The sequence below is a fragment of the Arthrobacter rhamnosi genome (genome assembly GCF_054510855.1).
This window is the reverse complement of sequence record NZ_JBTNDT010000003.1, coordinates 404805-422718: the sequence shown is the minus strand read 5'-3', so window position 1 is coordinate 422718 and position 17914 is coordinate 404805. Positions and strand designations below refer to the sequence as shown.

The following is a 17914-nucleotide window of genomic DNA, read 5'->3' as shown; positions in this document are numbered from 1 at the left end:
ACGGTGCGCAACCGCTCCGAGTGCACGACGCGTGCCGATCCGAAGGCCGATCGGGTCCCGCCGCGCGTCCGGCCGGCCTACCGTTCGGTCGACCCGGCGGTCCGGCGCACCCACTCGGCGAGTGCCTCGGGCGTGGGCTCGTCGAACGCGAAGCCGGCACCGGTCAGGGCTCGGGGCTCCATGCGCTGACTCACGAGCAGGAGTTCGTACGCGAGCTGGCCGACGACCGATGTCAGGATGGCGGCGGGAACGCGGAACCACACGGGCCGGTGGAACGCCCTGCCGAGCTGCAGCGTGATGGTGTCCAGGGTGGCCGGTGCCGGAGCGCTCACGTTGACGGGACCGCGCAGGGGTGCGGTGAGGAGGAATTCGAGGGCCCGGACCTCGTCGTTCAGGCTGATCCAGGGCCACCACTGCCGGCCGGAGCCGAGGGACGTCCCGGCGAAGAACCGGATGGGGATCAGGAGGTTGGGTAGCGCCCCGCCGTCCCTGGCCATCACGATGCCCGTGCGGGGCAGCACCACGCGGACGGAATCGGGAGCGCGCAGCGCTTCGGCCTCCCACCGGCGGCAGATGTCGGCGAGGAGCGTCCCGCCCGACCCCGAGCCCTCCGTGAGGACCTCGTCGCCCCGGTCCCCGTAGTAGCCGGAGGCCGACTGGCTGATGAAGACCTCCGGCGGATTGCCGGCCCTGCGCATCGCCTGGACGAGGGTGCGGGTCGCCAGGATCCTCGAGGAGTACAGCGTCTCCTTGTAGCTCCTGGTCCAGAGACCGCCCGCGATGCCGGCTCCGGACAGGTTGATGACGGCGTCGGCGCGCTCGACGGCCGCGACATCCAGTTCACCCGCCGACGGATTCCAGCGGACCTCCCTCGGGCCCTTCGGCGCCCTGCGGACGAGGCGCGTGACCTCGTGGTTCTTCTCGAGCTGGCGGGTGAGGGCTGTTCCGATGGTCCCGGACGCGCCGGCGAGGAGGATGCGCATGGATCCATCGAACCACTTGTTCCGGGCGAAGGGTACCGGGGCATCCTCGCCGCAGGCTGCACCGGGCGCTCCTGGATCCCCGACGCCGTCGCGGTCACGGGGGCCCATTGCCGGGCGGCCGGCGTGCACCGCGGTATGCAGAAGGACTCCGGACAGTGTCCGGAGTCCTTCCCTGTCGTGCAGTGGGGCGGGTCAGCCGTGGAGCGTCGCGGTCAGGGAGATGTCCTTGACGGCGGCCAGGGCCTGCGACACGGGGCAGCCCTCCTTGGCGGCCTGCGCCACGCGCTGGAAGTCCTCCTCGGACAGGCCCGGCACCGTGGCGTCGAGCGTGAGGCGGATGGCGGTGATGCCCGTCCCCGGCTGGAAGTCGACTTCCGCCTTCGTCTCGACGCGTTCGGGGGTCTTGTCCTCCTCGCCCAGGGCGTGGCTGAAGGCCATCGAGAAGCAGGCGGAGTGTGCGGCGGCGATGAGCTCCTCGGGGCTCGTCTTGCCCTCGGACTGCTCGGCGCGTGCCTTCCATGTGACGTCATAGGTCCCGAGACCGGACGAATCAAGCGTTACCTGGCCCGAGCCGGAGGGGAGGTCCCCGCTCCAGACGGTGTGGGCTGTGCGAACGGTAGCCATGGTTCTCCTTGCTGTAGAACGGGCGCGGGTGTCGCGTCCGGTACTTCACCCCATCCTAGGGAGACCCAGGACGTAGTTCCATCGCCCGAGGCCCTCGCCCTAACCGTGGTAGGGGATCGGCCGGGCTCGACCCGACCGGGACAGGTGGGCGAACGCAGAGGAGCCGCCTCCCGGGCGGGAAGCGGCTCCTGTGCAGCCGGCCGAAGCCGGGGCGAACTACAGGCCGAGGTCGGCCTCGAAGGCGCCACCTTCGAGGCGTGCCTTCAGCGTCTGCAGGAAGCGGCCTGCATCGGCGCCGTCCACGAGGCGGTGATCGTACGTGAGGCTCAGGTACATCATGGAGCGGATGGCGATGGTGTCGTCACCGTCGACCCCCGTGATGACCACGGGGCGCTTCACGATGATGCCGGTTCCGAGGATGCCGACCTGCGGCTGGTTGATGATCGGGGTGTCGAAGAGGGCGCCGGCCGATCCGATGTTCGTGATCGTGAAGGTACCGCCCGAGAGCTCGTCCGGACCGATCTGCCCGTTGCGGGTACGTGCACCGACGTCGGCGATCTTCTTGGCGAGCCCACCGAGGTTGAGGTTGCCCGCATCCTTGATGACCGGAACGAGCAGGCCCTTCTCGGTGTCGACGGCGATCGCGAGGTGCTCGGCGTCGTGGTAGGTGACTTCCTTCTTCTCCTCGTCGAAGGAGGCGTTCAGCTTCGGGTGCTGCTTGAGCGCCTCCGTGACGGCCTTCGAGATGAAGGGGAGGAAGGTGAGCTTCGCGCCGTTCTGCGCCTGGAAGGTGTCCTTGGATGCCGCACGGAGCTTCGCGACGCGGGTCATGTCGACCTCGATCACCTGGGTGAGCTGTGCGGAGACCTCGAGCGACTCGCGCATGCGCTTGGCGATGGTCTGGCGGATCCGCGGAGCCTTCTCGACCGTACCGCGGAGCTTGGACGGCTCGACGGCGGGAGCCGCGGGCTTCGACGGCGCGGCGGGTGCCGACGCGGCCTGGGGCGCAGCTGCGGGCTGTGCCGCGCTCTGGGCCTTCCGGGCTTCAGCGGCCTCGAGGACGTCCTGCTTGCGGATGCGGCCACCGACGCCGGTCCCCTTGACGGTCGAGAGATCGACGTCGTTCTGGTTCGCGAGGCGACGGACGAGGGGCGTGACGTAGGCGGAGACGTCGGAGGCGTCGGAGTCTTCCGACGTCGAGGACTTCTCGGCAGGAGCGGACGGCTTTTCCTCCGCAGCGGCGGGCTGCGGGGCCGGGGCGCCGCTGGCATCGTCGTCGGGCTCGGAGGTGCCGGAGGCCCGCCCGGCTTCCTGGCCGGCGCCGGGCTTTTCCGTGGGGGCGTCGTTGCGCTCCTCGGACGGTGCGGCGACGAGGGGCTCACCCGAGGCTGCTTCGACCTTCTTCGGTGCGGCTGCACCGGACCCGATCACGGCGAGCACCGCGCCGACCTCTGCGGTCTCGTCCTCGTTGACGCGGATCTCCTGCAGCTTGCCCGCGACGGGCGAGGGGATCTCGGTGTCGACCTTGTCCGTGGAGACCTCGAGAAGGGGCTCGTCGACCTCGACGTCGTCGCCGACGGCCTTCAGCCAGCGGGTGACGGTGCCCTCGGTGACACTCTCGCCCAACGCGGGGAGTGTCACCTCCGTGCCCTCGCCGGACGCGTCGGAATCACTGCTTGCTGCGGGTGCTGCCTCGGCCTGCGGCGCTTCCTCGGCGGGCGCGGCCGGCTGCTCGGGCTCTGCCGGCGCGGGGGCCTCGCTGCCCGCATCACCGCTGCCCGCATCGCCGCTGCCTGAGCCGTCACCGATGCGCACGAGCGGGGCGCCGACCTCTGCGGTCTCGTCCTCCGCGACGAGGATCTCCTCGATGACGCCCGCGATGGGCGAGGGGATCTCGGTGTCGACCTTGTCGGTGGAGACCTCGAGGAGGGGCTCGTCGACCTCGACACGGTCACCGACCTGCTTGAGCCAGCGGGTGACGGTGCCTTCGGTGACGCTTTCACCGAGAGCGGGCAAGTTCACGGATTCAGACATAATGCGCCCGTTTCTCCTTCGTAGATCGTTCCTGGCAGCTGGTCGGCGAGCGGCGCCGGTCCAGCTGGAAATGCTTGACGTTCCTGCGACCGAGCTTAGTCCACGCCCTCAGGGCGTGGACCAGGCCGGTGGTGTGCTGGTGCCCGGCCTCAGCCGTGCAGCGGCTTGCCGGCGAGCGCGAGGTGCGCCTCGCCGAGGGCCTCGTTCTGCGTGGGGTGCGCGTGGATGAGGGGGGCGACGTCCTCGGGGTACGCCTCCCAGTTCACGATGAGCTGTGCCTCGCCGATCTGCTCGCCCATGCGGCTGCCGAGCATGTGCACTCCGACGATCGGGCCGTCCTTCTCGCGGACGAGCTTCACGATGCCGCCGGTGCCGATGATCGAGCTCTTGCCGTTGCCGGCGAGGTTGTACTCGTGCGTCTCGACGCGGTCGTCACCGAACTTCTCACGGGCGGCCTTCTCCGTGTAGCCGACGGAGGCGATCTCGGGATCGCTGTAGGTGACCTTGGGAATGTTCAGGTCGGCCACGACGACGGGCTTCAGACCGGCGATCTCCTCGGCGACGAAGATGCCCTGCTGGAAGCCGCGGTGGGCCAGCTGGAGGCCGGGGACGATGTCGCCGATCGCGTAGATGCTGCCGACGCCGGTGTGGAGGCGCTCGTTGGTGATGACGAAGCCGCGGTCCAGGGTGAGGCCGGCTTCCTCGTATCCGAGGTTCTGGGTGACGGGCCCGCGGCCGACGGCGACGAGCATGAGGTCGGCTTCGAAGGTCTTGCCGTCCTCGAGGGACACGACGACGCCGTTGTCGTTCTGCTGGACGGACTTGAACCGGGTGCCGGTGTTGAACTTGATACCGCGCTTCTTGAACGCGCGCTCGAAGTTCTTCACGATCGAGGCGTCCTCGTTCGGCACGAGCGAGGGGAGGGCCTCGATGATCGTGACGTCGACGCCGAAGGACTTCCAGACGGACGCGAATTCGCACCCGATGACGCCGCCGCCGAGGATGATGGCGGTCTTCGGCACGAAGTCCATCGTGAGGGCCTGGTCGGACGTGATGACCTTGCCGCCGATCTCGAGACCGGGGAGGCTGCGGGAGAAGGAACCGGTCGCCAGGATGATGTGCTTGCCCGTGTAGACCGTGCCGTCGACGTCGATGGTGTTCTGCGAGGCGAGCTTGCCGGCACCCTCGATGACGGTGATGCCCTTGGACTTGATGAGTCCCTGGAGTCCGCGGTACTTCCCGGCGATGATGCCGTCCTTGTACGCGTTCACGGCGGCCATGTCGATGGACTCGAAGCTGGCCTTGACGCCGTACTTCTCGGAGTCGCGGGCGCCGTCGGCGATCTCGGCCGAGTGCAGGAGTGCCTTGGTGGGGATGCAGCCGTTGTGGAGGCAGGTTCCGCCGAGCTTGCCCTTCTCGATGAGCCCGACGGTGAAGCCCAGCTGCACCGCCCGGAGTGCCGCGGCGTAACCGCCGCTCCCTCCACCGAGTACCAGGATGTCGAATTCTTGCGCAGTTGCCGATCCGGCCACTTGAACGCTCCCTCGCGTGGTCTGTTGACGCGCAGGGCGCGTCGGTTGATAAATCGATTGCTGATGCGGTCGCGGTGCGGTCGCAGGTGCTTGCTGGAATCTCGTTTTTCACCCTATCCCCAGAAGAAGCCTGCATCCACTTGAAGTGCATGTGGGACGCGCCATAGCGGCAGGATGTGCTCAGTCTCACGCGGCGCCCCTGCGGGCCGCGGAACGGCCGGGGGGAGGCAGCGGGGAGGGGCGGAGTCGCGGGCGAGCTGCGGGACGAAGGGGCGGGACGAAGGGGCGGGACGAAGGGGCGGGCGAAGGGGCGGGACGAAGGGGCGGGAAGGGCGCAGTGCCGGGTGGCACGGCGCCCTTCCCGCGGGGAACCTAGGCCGTGCGGGCCAGGACGTCCTCGACGTAGGCCAGCAGCGTGCGGACGCCGACACCGGTTCCGGCCTTCGGCGTGTACCCGTAGGGACCGCCCTCGTTGAAGGCCGGTCCGGCGATGTCGAGGTGGGCCCATGGGATCTTCTCGCCGTCGACCTGGCCGACGAATTCGCGGAGGAACACGGCAGCGGTCATCATGCCGCCGTGCCGTTCGCCGATGTTCGCGATGTCGGCGACCTGGGAGTCGAGGCTCGGACGGAGCTCCTCCGGCAGGGGCATGGGCCAGAACTGCTCACCCGCGCGGTCGGCTGCGGCCTTGACCGCGTCACGCACCCCGTCGTCGCCCATGACACCCGAGACGCGCGTGCCCAGGGCGACCATCTGGGCGCCCGTGAGGGTCGCGATGTCGATGATGGCGTCCGGCGCTTCCTCGCTTGCGGCGGCGAGGCCGTCCGCCATCACCAGGCGGCCCTCGGCGTCGGTGTTGAGGACCTCGACCGTGCGTCCGCCGTAGATGGTGAGGACGTCCTCGGGGCGCTGCGCGGTGCCCGACGGCATGTTCTCGGCGAGGCAGAGCCACGCCGTGACCCGAGCGGGAAGGCCGAGTTCGGCGACGGCGAGGAGCGTGGTCAGGACGACGGCGGCGCCCGCCATGTCGAGCTTCATGGTCTGCATGCCGGCGGCGGGCTTGAGGGAGAGGCCACCGGAGTCGAAGGTGATGCCCTTGCCCACGAGGGCGAGGTGGACGGCGGACCTGGCGGGCGTGTACTCGACCTTCACCATGCGCGGGGGCCGGGAGGATCCCTTGCCGACGCCGAGGATGCCGCCGTAGCCGTCACGCTCGAGGCGCTTCTCGTCCATCACCGTCACCTTGACGGGGAGCCCGCGGGAGAGATCCTTCGCGGCCTGCGCGAAGGTCTCCGGGTACAGGTGGCTGGGCGGCTGGTTCACGAGCGAGCGCGTGGCGTTGACGTTCTTGCCCAGGATGACTGCGCGCCGGAAGGCCGGTGCGAGGTCGGCGTCGTCGGCCGCGGACGTGTGGACGACGACGTTGCGGACGGCGGCCTTGTCCTTGGCGGGTGCGACGGTGCCGTCGGCCCGAATGCCCGACTTGTGGCCCTCGTAGCTGTAGGCACCGAAGGCGGCACCCTCGGCGACCGCCGTGGCCGAGGCGACCGAGGCGGCGGGGAAGGCGAGCACGACGGTCTCGAGGCCGGTCAGCTGGCGCACTGCGGCACCCGCAGCGCGGCGCAGGGTCTCCGGGTCGAGGACGTCCCCGGCCGGCGCCGCTCCCACACCGGAGAGCACGAGGGAGTCGGCTCCGGTCTCGGGCAGTCCCGGCAGGCGGCGGACCTCGTCGGCGGCACCGGTGATGCCGAGCACCTGGAGCGAATCTCCCAGGGCGCGCGCGGCCTTCGCCGGCAGCGGACTGTCGAGGAGGACCGGTCCGTCCGTCCCCTTGGCGACCGCGATCACGAGCGCGTCGCTCGGAATCTTCTTGAGGTCCTTCGCGGAAGCTGTCAGGTGTAGTTCGGTCGTCTTGATCACAGAATCTGTCTCCTCGTGTCCGGATGGGTTGTCCAGGTGCAGCGGTACTCGTGGTTCCGGTAGCTGGTGGCCCGGGAACCGTCCTGACGATCGTAGTCTCTGGCATGCCGCCGGCGGCGCGCGGCCCGGCAGCGGTGGGAGCCCGCCGGAACAGGGCCGGCGCTCCACCCGGGCAGTGCCGGTGCCGCGCGGAGCAGGGCCGGCGCCGGACCCGCAGGGGCCGGGACAGGGCTGCCGAACGGCGGGAGCACCCGGAATGAAGCAGGCCCGGGCGGTGTTGACACCAGCAGGACCCGACCGCGAGGAGAGAGCCATGCTGGATCCACGAACCCTGTACAACACGGACGCCGAGGTCTTCGGCGACCCGGAGACCAAGGGGCTTCCCCTGCTCGTGAGCCTCACCGGCTTCATGGACGCCGGGCACGTCGTCTCCCAGGTGAGCGAGGAGCTGCTGGAGATCCTCGACCACGACCTGGTTGCCGAGTTCGACGCCGACCAGCTCATGGACTACCGCGGGCGGCGACCGAAGATCACCTTCGCCGAGGACCACCTCACGGACTACCAGCCGCACCGGCTCGAACTGCACCGGCTGTACGACGGCCTGGGCGAGCCTTTCCTGCTCCTGACAGGCGTCGAGCCCGACCTGCAGTGGGAACGGTTCGCGAGCGCCGTCGTCGGACTCGTGGAGGACCTCGAGGTGCCCCTCATCTCCTGGATCCACGCCATCCCGATGCCGGTGCCGCACACCCGTCCGATCGGCGTGACGCTCCACGGCAACCGCTCCGACCTGATCGACGGCATGAACGCCTGGCGGCCGACCGCCGAACTGCAGGCGTCCATCGGCCATGTGCTGGAGCTCCGGCTCATCGAGGCCGGGCACGACGTCGTGGGCCACGTCATCCACGTTCCCCATTACCTCTCGGAGGCCGAGTACCCGCCCGCCGCGGTGGCCGGGCTCGAGTACCTGGGGGCCACAGCACGCCTGGTGCTGCCGACGGACCGGCTGCGTGAGACGGGACGCGACGTCGAGCGCCAGATCGCACGGCAGGTCGGCAACTCGGCGGAAGTGCAGTCCGTCGTCGCCTCGCTGGAGAAGCGGTACGACGAGTACGCGGAGGGAGCCGAGCGCCGGTCACTGCTGGTCAAGGAGAACAGCGAGCTGGCCAGCGCCGAGGAGCTGGGCGCCGCGGTCGAGGCGTACCTGGCGAGCCCGCAGGCGGAGGAGGAGTCCACCCTGCTGTGGGACACGGAGTTCCTCGGCACGAGCCCGATCGACTACGGCAGCCGCGGCGACCGCGAGGAGCCCACGACGCCCGAGGGACACGACGACGACGGACCGTCCGGTCCGGAGCCGCGCTCCCTGGCCTAGGGCGCCCGGACCCGTAGCCGGGACGCACCACCAGGGCGCACTCCCGCCGCGACCATCGAGCCCGCCCACCGCACCGGTGGGCGGGTTTTCCCATACCCGGGCTTTGACGTAACCGGGCGAAGCAGGAGCGGGGCGTCCGACGCGCCGCGCAATAATGGGGACGTGAATTCTTCGAGGGCGCTTCTGGTCTGGGCAGCAGGTGTGGCGGCCTACCTCGTCGCAGTCACCCAGCGCACCACCTTCGGGGTGGCCGGACTCGAAGCGACAGATCGTTTCGAAGCCTCCGCGTCGCAGTTGTCGGTCTTCACCGTGGTGCAGCTGCTCGTCTACGCGGGACTGCAGGTGCCCGTCGGTGTCCTCGTGGACCGGTGGGGTCCCCGTGTCCTCATCGTCACGGGCGGAGTGCTCATGGCCCTGGGCCAGGCACAGCTGGCCTTCGCGGACTCCGTGGCTGCCGGCATCGTCGGGCGCCTCTTCGTGGGCGCCGGGGACGCCACCACCTTCATCAGTGTCATTCGGCTGCTGCCCGCCTGGTTCGAGCCCCGGCGGATCCCGGTCCTCACCCAGTGGACGGGCATCATCGGTCAGCTGGGCCAGGTGGTCTCCGTCCTGCCGTTCGTGGCACTGCTGTCGACGTTCGGGTGGCAGACGGCCTTCCTCTCGGCCGCCGCCTTCTCCGCGCTCGCCGTCGCCCTCTCCGTCACCGTGATCCGCGACTCGCCGCACGTCAGCGAGCGGTCTCCGCAGACACTTCGACAGACCGGGATCTCGCTCGCGGAGGCATGGAAGCAACCGGGTACGCGTCTGGGGCTGTGGTCGCACTTCACCGTCCAGTTCCCCGGCACCGTCTTCGTCCTCATGTGGGGTTACCCCTACCTGGTGCGCGCCGAGAAGGTCGGGGAGGGCGTGGCCTCCGCCCTCATGACGCTGTTCGTCGCCGTGGGTATCGCCTGCGGGCCGCTCCTCGGACGCTACGTGGGCCGGCACCCCCTGCGGCGGTCCACCATGGTGCTCGCGATCGTGGCCCTGATGGCCGGAGCCTGGCTCGCGGTGCTGCTGCACCCCGGACCGGCGCCCCTGCCTCTCCTGGCGCTGCTGGTGATCGCCCTGGCGATCGGCGGGCCCGGCTCCATGATCGCCTTCGACTTCGCCCGCACCTTCAACCCCGCAGGCAGGATGGGAACGGCGACGGGCATCGTCAACATCGGTGGGTTCATGGCGTCACTCCTGTCCATGTTCGTCATCGGGATCATCCTCGACGTCCTCCTCGGAACCGGGTTCTCGCAGGGCGATCTCTACGCCCTCCCGTCCTTCCGGCTGGCGATGTCCGTGCAACTCGTCATCCTCGCGGCCGGGACCGCCGCCCTGCTCGTCGCGCGGCGGAGGGTGCGGCGGCAGATGGCCCAGCAGGGCGTGGTCGTCCCGCCCATCCGCGACGCCCTCGCCCGCGAGCGCCGGCGCCGCCGCGACCAGAAGGCCGGACGAAAGCCCCAGGGCGGCTGAGCTCGCCCCTGGGCCGCCTGCCCGGGACTTGTCCACATAGGGTCCGAAGGACGACCGCGCGCGGCGCAGGACCAGCAGGCTGGCGGCATGTCATCTCCTATGAGCCCCGCGCCGGACCACTCCCCGTCCTTCGCCGTCACCTCGCCGGCGGACATCCTGTCCTATATACCCCATGCGCTTGGCTTCATGCCCGACGAGAGCCTCGTGGTGCTCACGAGCACGGCCAGGAGACTGGGTGCGACCCTGCGGGTGGACCTGCCCGCCGACGAGGCGGATTCCTTCGGGTTCGCGGAGGGGGTGCTGTCCTTCCTGCAGGGTGACACCGGGGCCGACGGAACACTCCTGGTGATCTATACGAAGGAAAGCTGGCGGCGCCTGGAGCCACCACCGCGCAACGGACTGGTGGGGACCCTCGACGCCGTGCTCTTGGCCGCCGGCTTGCCGGTCCGGGCAGGATGGCTCGTCTCGCCGACCGGGTGGCGCGACCTCTTCTGTACCGACGAGGAATGCTGTCCGTGGCCGGGGCAGCCGCTGGACGCCGTCCTTTCCAGCCCTCTCGGCGCCGAGTTGATCTTCGGCGGAAGCGCGTTCGACGCATCGCCCTCCGAGGCCGTCCTCCGGGTGGCGCCCGCCGTCGGGGGAGAGGATACCGCACCGGGGCTACCGGCCGTCGAGGATGCCCAGGCACACTACGCCGCGTGCTGCGCCGGCCGGTGGACCGCACCGGCTCAGTTCCGGGCGACGTCCGCCGTGTGGGATGCCGTGATCCTGCGACCGGAGGTGTTCGAGGCGCGGGCCGAGCCCGGGATCGCGGGGTTCCTCCTGGCCAGTATCGAGTCACGGGCGGTCCGCGACTTCCTCCTGGTGAGTGCGTGCCTCGGGTCCGGTGCAGCGCTGGAGGGAGCGGCCGTCTGTGGTCTCCTGGGATCGGCTGATGCCGCTGCCGACACGTCGGATGGTGCGGCCCCACCCGACGGATGGATCCTCCCCGACGCGCGGTGCGCAGGGGGACTCCGCAGTGCGCTGGCAGAGGTGGCAGCGTCGATGGCGGAGCCGGCCGCGGTGCCCGCGACGGCGGCGACCACGACGGCGGCGACCACGACCGCGGCGACGCGGTCGCCGGCGACAGGGGGAGGTGCAGCAGTGCTTTACGCGGACGTCCTCGCCGGCCGGCACACGGGTGCCATAGCGTGGAATCGTGTCGACGCGATGACCTGCGTCCTGGCGCGGCTCGCCGCGGTGTCCGACGGCGAATCCCGTGCGGCTGCCCTCACCATGTCCGCCTGGTTCGAATACGCGCGAGGACGCGGTTCCAGGGCGGCGGTCTACCTGGAGGCGGCTGAGCGTGCGGTACCCGGCTACCGGCTGGCCCGCCTGCTGCATGAACTCCTCCGCCGTGGAGGCCTACCCGCCTGGGCCCGGAAGCGGTCGACCGCCTGGACGCCCGGTCCGCCCCCTGCACCGCCGGGTGCGGCGTGACCGGCGATTCGGGCCTTCCCTTCGGCGCGGAGGACATGCACCGAAGTCCATCGCGCATTTCCGGCGTGCGCCCACCACGTGAGACAATGGAGGTTGAGACCCGGTGGGGTCCGTGCATCAGAAAATCACCGAGCATTCCAGAACGGGCGTCGCGCACGAGCGATTTCCGGGGGAATAGCGAGGGCGGCAGGACCGTTCCCTAGGGAGTCGGTTCGGCCGGATTCGTCTGGAGATCAGCGCGGACTTGACAGGGTCATAGTGGTGTTGTCCCTCTGATTGCACCACACACCGCCGTACGAAAGGTTCTCTGTGCCGGTCAAGAAGACAGCAGTACCCGCGTCGACAGACGCTGGTACCACCACTACCAAGCGCCGGGTAGCGGCCAAGAAGCCTGCCACCAAGGCCGCTTCAGCCGCTGCGGCAGCAAAGGCTTCGACCTCGGACGCACAGGCCGCAGTGGACACGCTCGATGGAGCGGACCCCGCCCTGGACGTCGCCGCCGACGTCGACCCCGAGGACCTCAAGCCCGAAGCGGCGGAGGTCGGCACGACCACAGGCTTCGTCTACTCGGATGCCGATGACGACGACGCCCCCGCGCAGCAGGTCGTCTCGGCAGGCGCCACCGCCGACCCCGTCAAGGACTACCTCAAGCAGATCGGCAAGGTCGCACTGCTCAACGCCGAGCAGGAAGTGGACCTGGCCCTCCGCATCGAGGCCGGTCTCTTCGCTGAAGAGAAGATCGCCGCCGACCCGGACATGGATCCGAAACTGAAGCGTGAGCTCGAATTCGTCATCCACGACGGCAAGCGGGCGAAGAACCACCTGCTCGAGGCGAACCTCCGCCTCGTGGTGTCGCTCGCCAAGCGGTACACCGGGCGCGGCATGCTCTTCCTCGACCTGATCCAGGAAGGCAACCTCGGCCTCATCCGTGCCGTCGAGAAGTTCGACTACACCAAGGGCTTCAAGTTCTCGACCTACGCCACCTGGTGGATCCGCCAGGCCATCACCCGCGCCATGGCGGACCAGGCCCGGACCATCCGTATCCCGGTCCACATGGTGGAGGTGATCAACAAGCTGGCCCGCGTGCAGCGCCAGATGCTGCAGGACCTCGGCCGCGAGCCCACCCCCGAGGAGCTCGCCCTCGAACTCGACATGACCCCCGAGAAGGTCGTCGAGGTGCAGAAGTACGGCCGCGAGCCCATCTCCCTCCACACCCCCCTGGGCGAGGACGGCGACTCGGAGTTCGGTGACCTCATCGAGGACTCCGAGGCGGTCGTGCCGGCGGATGCCGTGAGCTTCACGCTCCTGCAGGAGCAGCTGCACTCGGTCCTGGACACCCTGTCGGAGCGCGAGGCGGGCGTCGTGGCCATGCGCTTCGGACTGACCGACGGCCAGCCGAAGACGCTGGACGAGATCGGCAAGGTGTACGGCGTGACCCGTGAGCGCATCCGCCAGATCGAATCGAAGACGATGTCCAAGCTGCGCCACCCGTCGCGGTCGCAGGTGCTGCGGGACTACCTCGACTGATCCGGCAGGATCCGTGAGAAGGGCCCTTCCTCCGGGAAGGGCCCTTTTTCGTGGCCGGAGCGGCCCGGGCAGTGTCGGCGCGGAGCGCGACGCCGCGGCAGGAGCGGCCCCGGACGCAGGAAGGGCCCCCTCCTGCTGGAGGGGGCCCTTCCTTGTATCTCAGCGCCTGTACACGGAGCGCTTGTTCGTCAGGTAGTGGGTGCGTCGATCGACGGTCAATCGCCGACGACGGCCGGCTTCTCGTGAAGCCGCTTCGTCTCGTCCTGCCACTCGGAAGTGAGCGGCTTCAGGTTTGCTTCGACGGCGCGCGCGTGGTGGCCGCAGAACAGAAGCTCTCCACCGGAGGACTGAAGGACTGCTCGAACGTAGGCCTGGGCGCCGCATCGGTCACAGCGGTCCAGGGCAGTGAGTTCGCGAGTTGCTACTGCAGTGGTCATGATTGCCTCCTCATGTGGATCGTGTACTCATATAACCACTATTCGTTGCCGGGCCCTCGCAGGTTGGGCCTCCTTTCGCTCCCGGCGTACCAGGGGTATGCGGTCTTCTCGGAGTACCGGGAATACGCGCCAGGACGCGCCGTCCGCTCCATGTCGGTGCTGCGTAATAAACTGAAGGCACTCTTTCCCCGCTATCACCCTCCTGACGCCTGTCCTGGATCGTGCCGTTCCGCCAAGGAGACTCTCCCACCGTGACACCCCCCACTTCGGACTACACAGCCCGGCACCTCTCCGTCCTCGAGGGCCTCGAAGCAGTCCGTAAGCGTCCCGGAATGTACATCGGGTCCACGGATTCACGCGGCCTGATGCACTGCCTCTGGGAGATCATCGACAACTCGGTCGACGAGGCGCTCGCGGGATACGGCCAGAGCATCACGGTGATCCTGCACGCCGACGGCTCCGTGGAGATCCACGACGACGGCCGCGGCATCCCGGTGGACATCGAACCCAAGACGGGCCTGAGCGGGGTCGAGGTCGTCTTCACGAAGCTCCATGCGGGAGGGAAGTTCGGCGGCGGGTCGTACACGGCATCCGGCGGCCTCCACGGCGTCGGAGCGAGTGTCGTCAACGCGCTGTCCTCCCGGCTGGACGTCTTCGTCGACCGCGGCAGCAAGACTTACGCGATGTCCTTCCGGCGCGGTGAACCCGGGATCTTCAAGGATGCGCGGACGCCGTCGCCCACGTCCGTCTTCGAGCCCTTCCTCGACGGTTCGCGCCTCGAGGTCGTGGGAACGGCCAAGCGCGGCGTCACGGGCACGCGCATCCGCTACTGGGCCGACCGCCAGATCTTCACCCCCGACGCGACCTTCTCCTACGAGGAGCTGCAGACGCGCGCGCGGCAGACCTCGTTCCTGGTGCCGGGCCTCCGCATCGCGCTGAGGGACGAGCGGAGGCTCCCGGGCACGCCGGGCGAGTCGGGTCCGGTGGAGGAGGTCTTCCAGCACGACGGCGGCATCTCCGAATACGCCGAATTCCTGGCACTCGACGCGCCGGTCACGGACGTCTGGCGCTTCCAGGGATCGGGCCGCTTCAAGGAGTCCGTGCCCGTGCTCGACGAGCGTGGACACAGCCAGATGGCGGAGGTGGAGCGTGACTGCGACGTCGACATCGCCCTGCGCTGGGGCATCGGCTACGAGACCACGGTCCGGAGCTATGTGAACATCATCGCCACGCCCAAGGGCGGCACGCACCAGAGTGGCTTCGAGCAGGCGCTGCTGAAGACCTTTCGCAAGGTCATCGAGGCCAACGCGCGCAAGTTGAAGGCCGGCACTGACAAGATCGAGAAGGACGACGTCTTCGCCGGCCTGACCGCTGTCCTGACGGTGCGCCTCGCCGAGCCCCAGTTCGAGGGCCAGACCAAGGAGATCCTCGGGACCTCCGCCGTCAAGGCCATCGTGGCGCGCGTGGTCGAGAAGGAACTGCAGGCGCGCCTGTCCTCCTCGGCGCGCAACGACAAGGCACAGTCGGCGCTGCTGCTCGAGAAGGTCGTCGCCGAGATGAAGTCCCGGATTTCGGCACGGGTGCACAAGGAGACCCAGCGGCGCAAGAACGCCCTCGAGACCTCGACCATGCCGGCCAAGCTCGCGGACTGCAGGATCGACGACCAGGAGCGGTCCGAGCTGTTCATCGTCGAGGGTGACAGCGCGCTCGGCACCGCGAAGCTCGCGCGGTCCTCCGACTACCAGGCGCTGCTTCCCATCCGGGGGAAGATCCTCAACGTCCAGAAGGCATCGGTGGGGGACATGCTGTCCAACGCGGAGTGTGCCGCTCTCATCCAGGTCGTCGGCGCCGGGTCGGGCCGGAGCTTCCAGCTCGATGCGCGGCGGTACGGCAAGGTGATCCTGATGACGGACGCGGATGTCGACGGCGCCCACATCCGCACACTGCTCCTGACGCTGTTCTTCCGGTACATGCGTCCCCTGGTCGAGGCCGGGCGGGTCTACGCCGCCGTCCCGCCCCTGCACCGTGTGGAGGTGATCAACGGTGGGTCGAAGGCCAACGAGATGATCTACACGTATTCGGAAGCGGAACTCACACGCCTCCTGGCCGCCATGGAGAAGAAGGGCAAGCGGTACAAGTCACCCATCCAGCGCTACAAGGGCCTCGGCGAGATGGATGCGGGCCAGCTCGCGGAGACCACCATGGATCCGCGGCATCGCACCCTGCGGCGCGTGCGGATCCAGGAAGCCGAATCGGCCGAGCGGGTGTTCAACCTGCTGATGGGGAGCGATGTCGCCCCCCGCAAGGACTTCATCGTCGCGGGCGCCTCGTCCCTCGACCGGGACCGCATCGACGCCTGATCTCCCACGACTTCTGGGCGGCCGAGCCGCTTCGGTGCTGTGGGGCGGAACCGGACCGTCCCGCGGGTGTCTCCCGTCCGGGCGCGGTACGGCGTGCATCGCCGGCGCCGGCCCCGAGACCGGAGGGGCGGCGCCGGCGATCCGCTACGGAGCCTCCGGGCCGAACCCCTCGGGGTAGGGGAACTTGTGTCCGTTGCAGAATTCGCCCGGGCTCGGGAACTCGGCCTTGAGCCCTTGCCTCACCAGCTGTCCGTAGGACTGGACGCGGCCACCCTCCGGGAAGGCCTGCTCAGGATTATCATTCAGGCCCGAGAACGAACAGATGGAGTTGGCGTGCTCGGTGCCTCTCTCCACCTGGCCCGCTGCGAATGCCGGGGACGTGCTCAAGCCTGCCAGTGCCAGGGCGCAGACTGCGGCGCCGAGTAGTGATGTCTTGCGCATGAAAGTGCCTCGATCTCTAGAAGTGCTCCTGCTTCCAGGTCGCTGACGCACGCGCGCGGTAGTGGTTGCAAACCACGACACTGCCCAGCGCAGGTCTGCTCCCTACGAGCCCACCGAGGCCCGTGCCGGGAAGTTTACGCAGGACCAGAACCGGGCGGAAGAGGGGTGAGGAGGACGTTTTCCGCCCCCTCTGCCCACCCGATGCCCACGATCGACGCGGAAAGGGCGGCGCCTGGCCTTCGAAAGGGAGGGCGGGTCAGCCGAGGAGTTCGGGAGCCACCAGCAGGACAGGTGGAACCACCAGCAGCAGGCCCGCGGCGGACAGGGCTGCGGCCTGCTGGATCCTGCTGAGAGGCGGCAGGGGAGTGAGCAGCCGTCGCAGCCGGTGGGCGGTCGACTGCGCATCCGTGGTGCCGCCGGTCACGGCCGCCGTCCCGTGCGCAGGACTCGGCCGGCCCTCCTCGCCGAGGGGATCCTCGAGCGCGTCCTGCGGCGAGGAGGACGACGGCAGGGCACCGGAGCCGACGATGGCGATGGCCCGTACGAGCGTCGGCTCGTCCACGGTACGGAGGGCCTCGTCGTCGGCCAGCATCTCGATGAGTTCGCTCACCGCCCGCTGTGCCAGCTGCGACGTCGGCAGCCACGGCAGGGCCGACCGCCACGCGGCGAAGGCCCACAGCAGCAGGTGGTGGCGTTGGTGCAGGTGCGCGCTCTCGTGCAGGAGGACCGCGTCGAGCTCGGCACGGGACAGGAGGCCCATGAGGCCGTCGGACATGACCGTGACGGACCGGGCCCCGCCGGGGAGGCAGTAGGCCACCGGCGCGGGATGACTGATCACGAGCGTCGCGGGCTGATCGGCCGCGGGAGAACTCAGCAGGGTGAGCATGTCCCGGTGGCGACTGCGCTGTCGCCGGATCCGGATGAAGGTCAGGACCAGGGTGAAGACGAGATGCCCGAACAACAGGGTGGCAGCGCTGATCGCGAAGACGTGGATCACGCCGAGTGTCTGGGCCGACTCGTCATCGATCAGGATGTTGAAGAACCCCGCCGATGCCGACACGAGGTTGTCGCCCAGTGGCTGGAGGCCCCAGACGAGCATCGCCCCGATCATGGACAGACCACCGGCGAGCGCGATCGACTGCCAGAGCACCATGGCGGTGAAGGGTGCGCGTGCGGGCCAGGAAGCGCGTGACAGTGCGATCGGGGCGGGCCACGCGAGGATGATCGCGAGTGCCGCGAGCAGGTACGAGGCCCAGAACACGGACGGGTCAGCTGCCGCCGAGCAGCTTGCGGAGGGTTTCTGCTTCCGCCTCGGAGACGCTGCCGATGAAGCGGGCCAGGACGGCTTCGCGGTCCGGCGCCGTCACGAGTACCTCGTGCATGAGTTCGGCCGTATGGTCCTCGCGGCTCGTGACGGACCTGTACCGGTGCGGGCGGCTGTCGCGCTCCCGCTCCACAAGACCCTTCTTCTCCAGGCGCGACAGCACCGTGAGCACCGTGGTGACGGCGAGTTCCCGTCCCACTTCTCCCATCGGCGCCTCGGCGATGGCGTCGCGCAGTTCATTCGCCGTCAATGCCTCCGGCGCAGCCCACAGCAGGTCCATCACTGTGCGTTCGAGGTCTCCGAGCGTTGCCATGTTCTTCCTTCAATCAAAACGCGATCCCGATCCGCCTCGGATCCGGACCCGCTCCCACCGGGAGCCAG

General features: G+C 69.2%; 14 protein-coding genes. 5 read left to right on the top strand and 9 right to left on the bottom strand.

What is annotated here, in order from left to right; all coding sequences use genetic code 11:
- Positions 1-77 precede the first annotated feature (77 nt).
- The 5 genes from ACX80I_RS08635 to ACX80I_RS08615 all read right to left on the bottom strand — a co-directional run bounded on the left by ACX80I_RS08635 (position 78) and on the right by ACX80I_RS08615 (position 7093).
- Positions 78-983 carry a TIGR01777 family oxidoreductase gene (locus ACX80I_RS08635; protein WP_459344699.1) on the bottom strand — a complete coding sequence of 302 codons (906 nt, stop codon included), beginning with the start codon at positions 981-983 and terminating at the stop codon, positions 78-80.
- Between the two features lie 192 nt (positions 984-1175).
- Positions 1176-1607, bottom strand: a complete 432-nt coding sequence (locus tag ACX80I_RS08630) for an OsmC family protein (protein ID WP_459344698.1) — start codon at positions 1605-1607, stop codon at positions 1176-1178.
- A gap of 216 nt (positions 1608-1823) precedes the next feature.
- Positions 1824-3641 (bottom strand): 2-oxoglutarate dehydrogenase, E2 component, dihydrolipoamide succinyltransferase, encoded by a 1818-nt coding sequence (gene sucB / locus ACX80I_RS08625; protein WP_459344697.1) that lies wholly within the window; start codon positions 3639-3641, stop codon positions 1824-1826.
- 149 nt (positions 3642-3790) lie between these two features.
- Positions 3791-5173 carry a dihydrolipoyl dehydrogenase gene (lpdA, locus tag ACX80I_RS08620; protein ID WP_301228420.1) on the bottom strand — a complete coding sequence of 461 codons (1383 nt, stop codon included), beginning with the start codon at positions 5171-5173 and terminating at the stop codon, positions 3791-3793.
- A 372-nt stretch (positions 5174-5545) separates the two neighbouring features.
- The gene (locus ACX80I_RS08615; protein ID WP_459344696.1) at positions 5546-7093 is read right to left on the bottom strand and encodes a leucyl aminopeptidase; all 1548 of its coding nucleotides are present in this window, start codon (positions 7091-7093) and stop codon (positions 5546-5548) included.
- A gap of 313 nt (positions 7094-7406) precedes the next feature.
- Between ACX80I_RS08615 and ACX80I_RS08610 the strand changes: the two genes are divergently transcribed.
- From ACX80I_RS08610 to ACX80I_RS08595, 4 genes are all read left to right on the top strand, one after another.
- Positions 7407-8462 carry a proteasome assembly chaperone family protein gene (locus ACX80I_RS08610; protein WP_459344695.1) on the top strand — a complete coding sequence of 352 codons (1056 nt, stop codon included), beginning with the start codon at positions 7407-7409 and terminating at the stop codon, positions 8460-8462.
- 162 nt (positions 8463-8624) lie between these two features.
- Positions 8625-9965, top strand: coding sequence for an MFS transporter (locus tag ACX80I_RS08605; protein WP_459344694.1), 1341 nt, complete (start codon positions 8625-8627; stop codon positions 9963-9965).
- Between the two features lie 87 nt (positions 9966-10052).
- Positions 10053-11444, top strand: a complete 1392-nt coding sequence (locus tag ACX80I_RS08600; protein ID WP_459344693.1) for a DUF4192 domain-containing protein — start codon at positions 10053-10055, stop codon at positions 11442-11444.
- 309 nt (positions 11445-11753) lie between these two features.
- Positions 11754-12971: an RNA polymerase sigma factor gene (locus tag ACX80I_RS08595; RefSeq protein ID WP_459344692.1), complete on the top strand. Its 1218-nt coding sequence runs from the start codon at positions 11754-11756 to the stop codon at positions 12969-12971.
- Positions 12972-13186: 215 nt separating this feature from the next.
- On the opposite strand, the gene ACX80I_RS08590 is transcribed toward ACX80I_RS08595, so the two are convergent.
- Positions 13187-13408, bottom strand: a complete 222-nt coding sequence (locus ACX80I_RS08590) for a DUF7455 domain-containing protein (RefSeq protein ID WP_087073639.1) — start codon at positions 13406-13408, stop codon at positions 13187-13189.
- A 251-nt stretch (positions 13409-13659) separates the two neighbouring features.
- Here ACX80I_RS08590 and ACX80I_RS08585 point away from each other — a divergent pair, with 251 nt between their 5' ends.
- Positions 13660-15768, top strand: coding sequence for a DNA gyrase/topoisomerase IV subunit B (locus ACX80I_RS08585; RefSeq protein WP_459344691.1), 2109 nt, complete (start codon positions 13660-13662; stop codon positions 15766-15768).
- Between the two features lie 144 nt (positions 15769-15912).
- Here ACX80I_RS08585 and ACX80I_RS08580 read toward each other — a convergent pair whose 3' ends face one another.
- The 3 genes from ACX80I_RS08580 to ACX80I_RS08570 form a co-directional block, all read right to left on the bottom strand.
- Positions 15913-16209, bottom strand: coding sequence for a hypothetical protein (locus tag ACX80I_RS08580; RefSeq protein ID WP_459344690.1), 297 nt, complete (start codon positions 16207-16209; stop codon positions 15913-15915).
- 256 nt (positions 16210-16465) lie between these two features.
- Positions 16466-17470, bottom strand: a complete 1005-nt coding sequence (locus ACX80I_RS08575; protein WP_459344689.1) for a M56 family metallopeptidase — start codon at positions 17468-17470, stop codon at positions 16466-16468.
- Positions 17471-17477: 7 nt separating this feature from the next.
- Complete coding sequence (locus tag ACX80I_RS08570) at positions 17478-17846, bottom strand: BlaI/MecI/CopY family transcriptional regulator (protein WP_459344688.1); 369 nt, start codon at positions 17844-17846, stop codon at positions 17478-17480.
- Positions 17847-17914 lie beyond the last annotated feature (68 nt).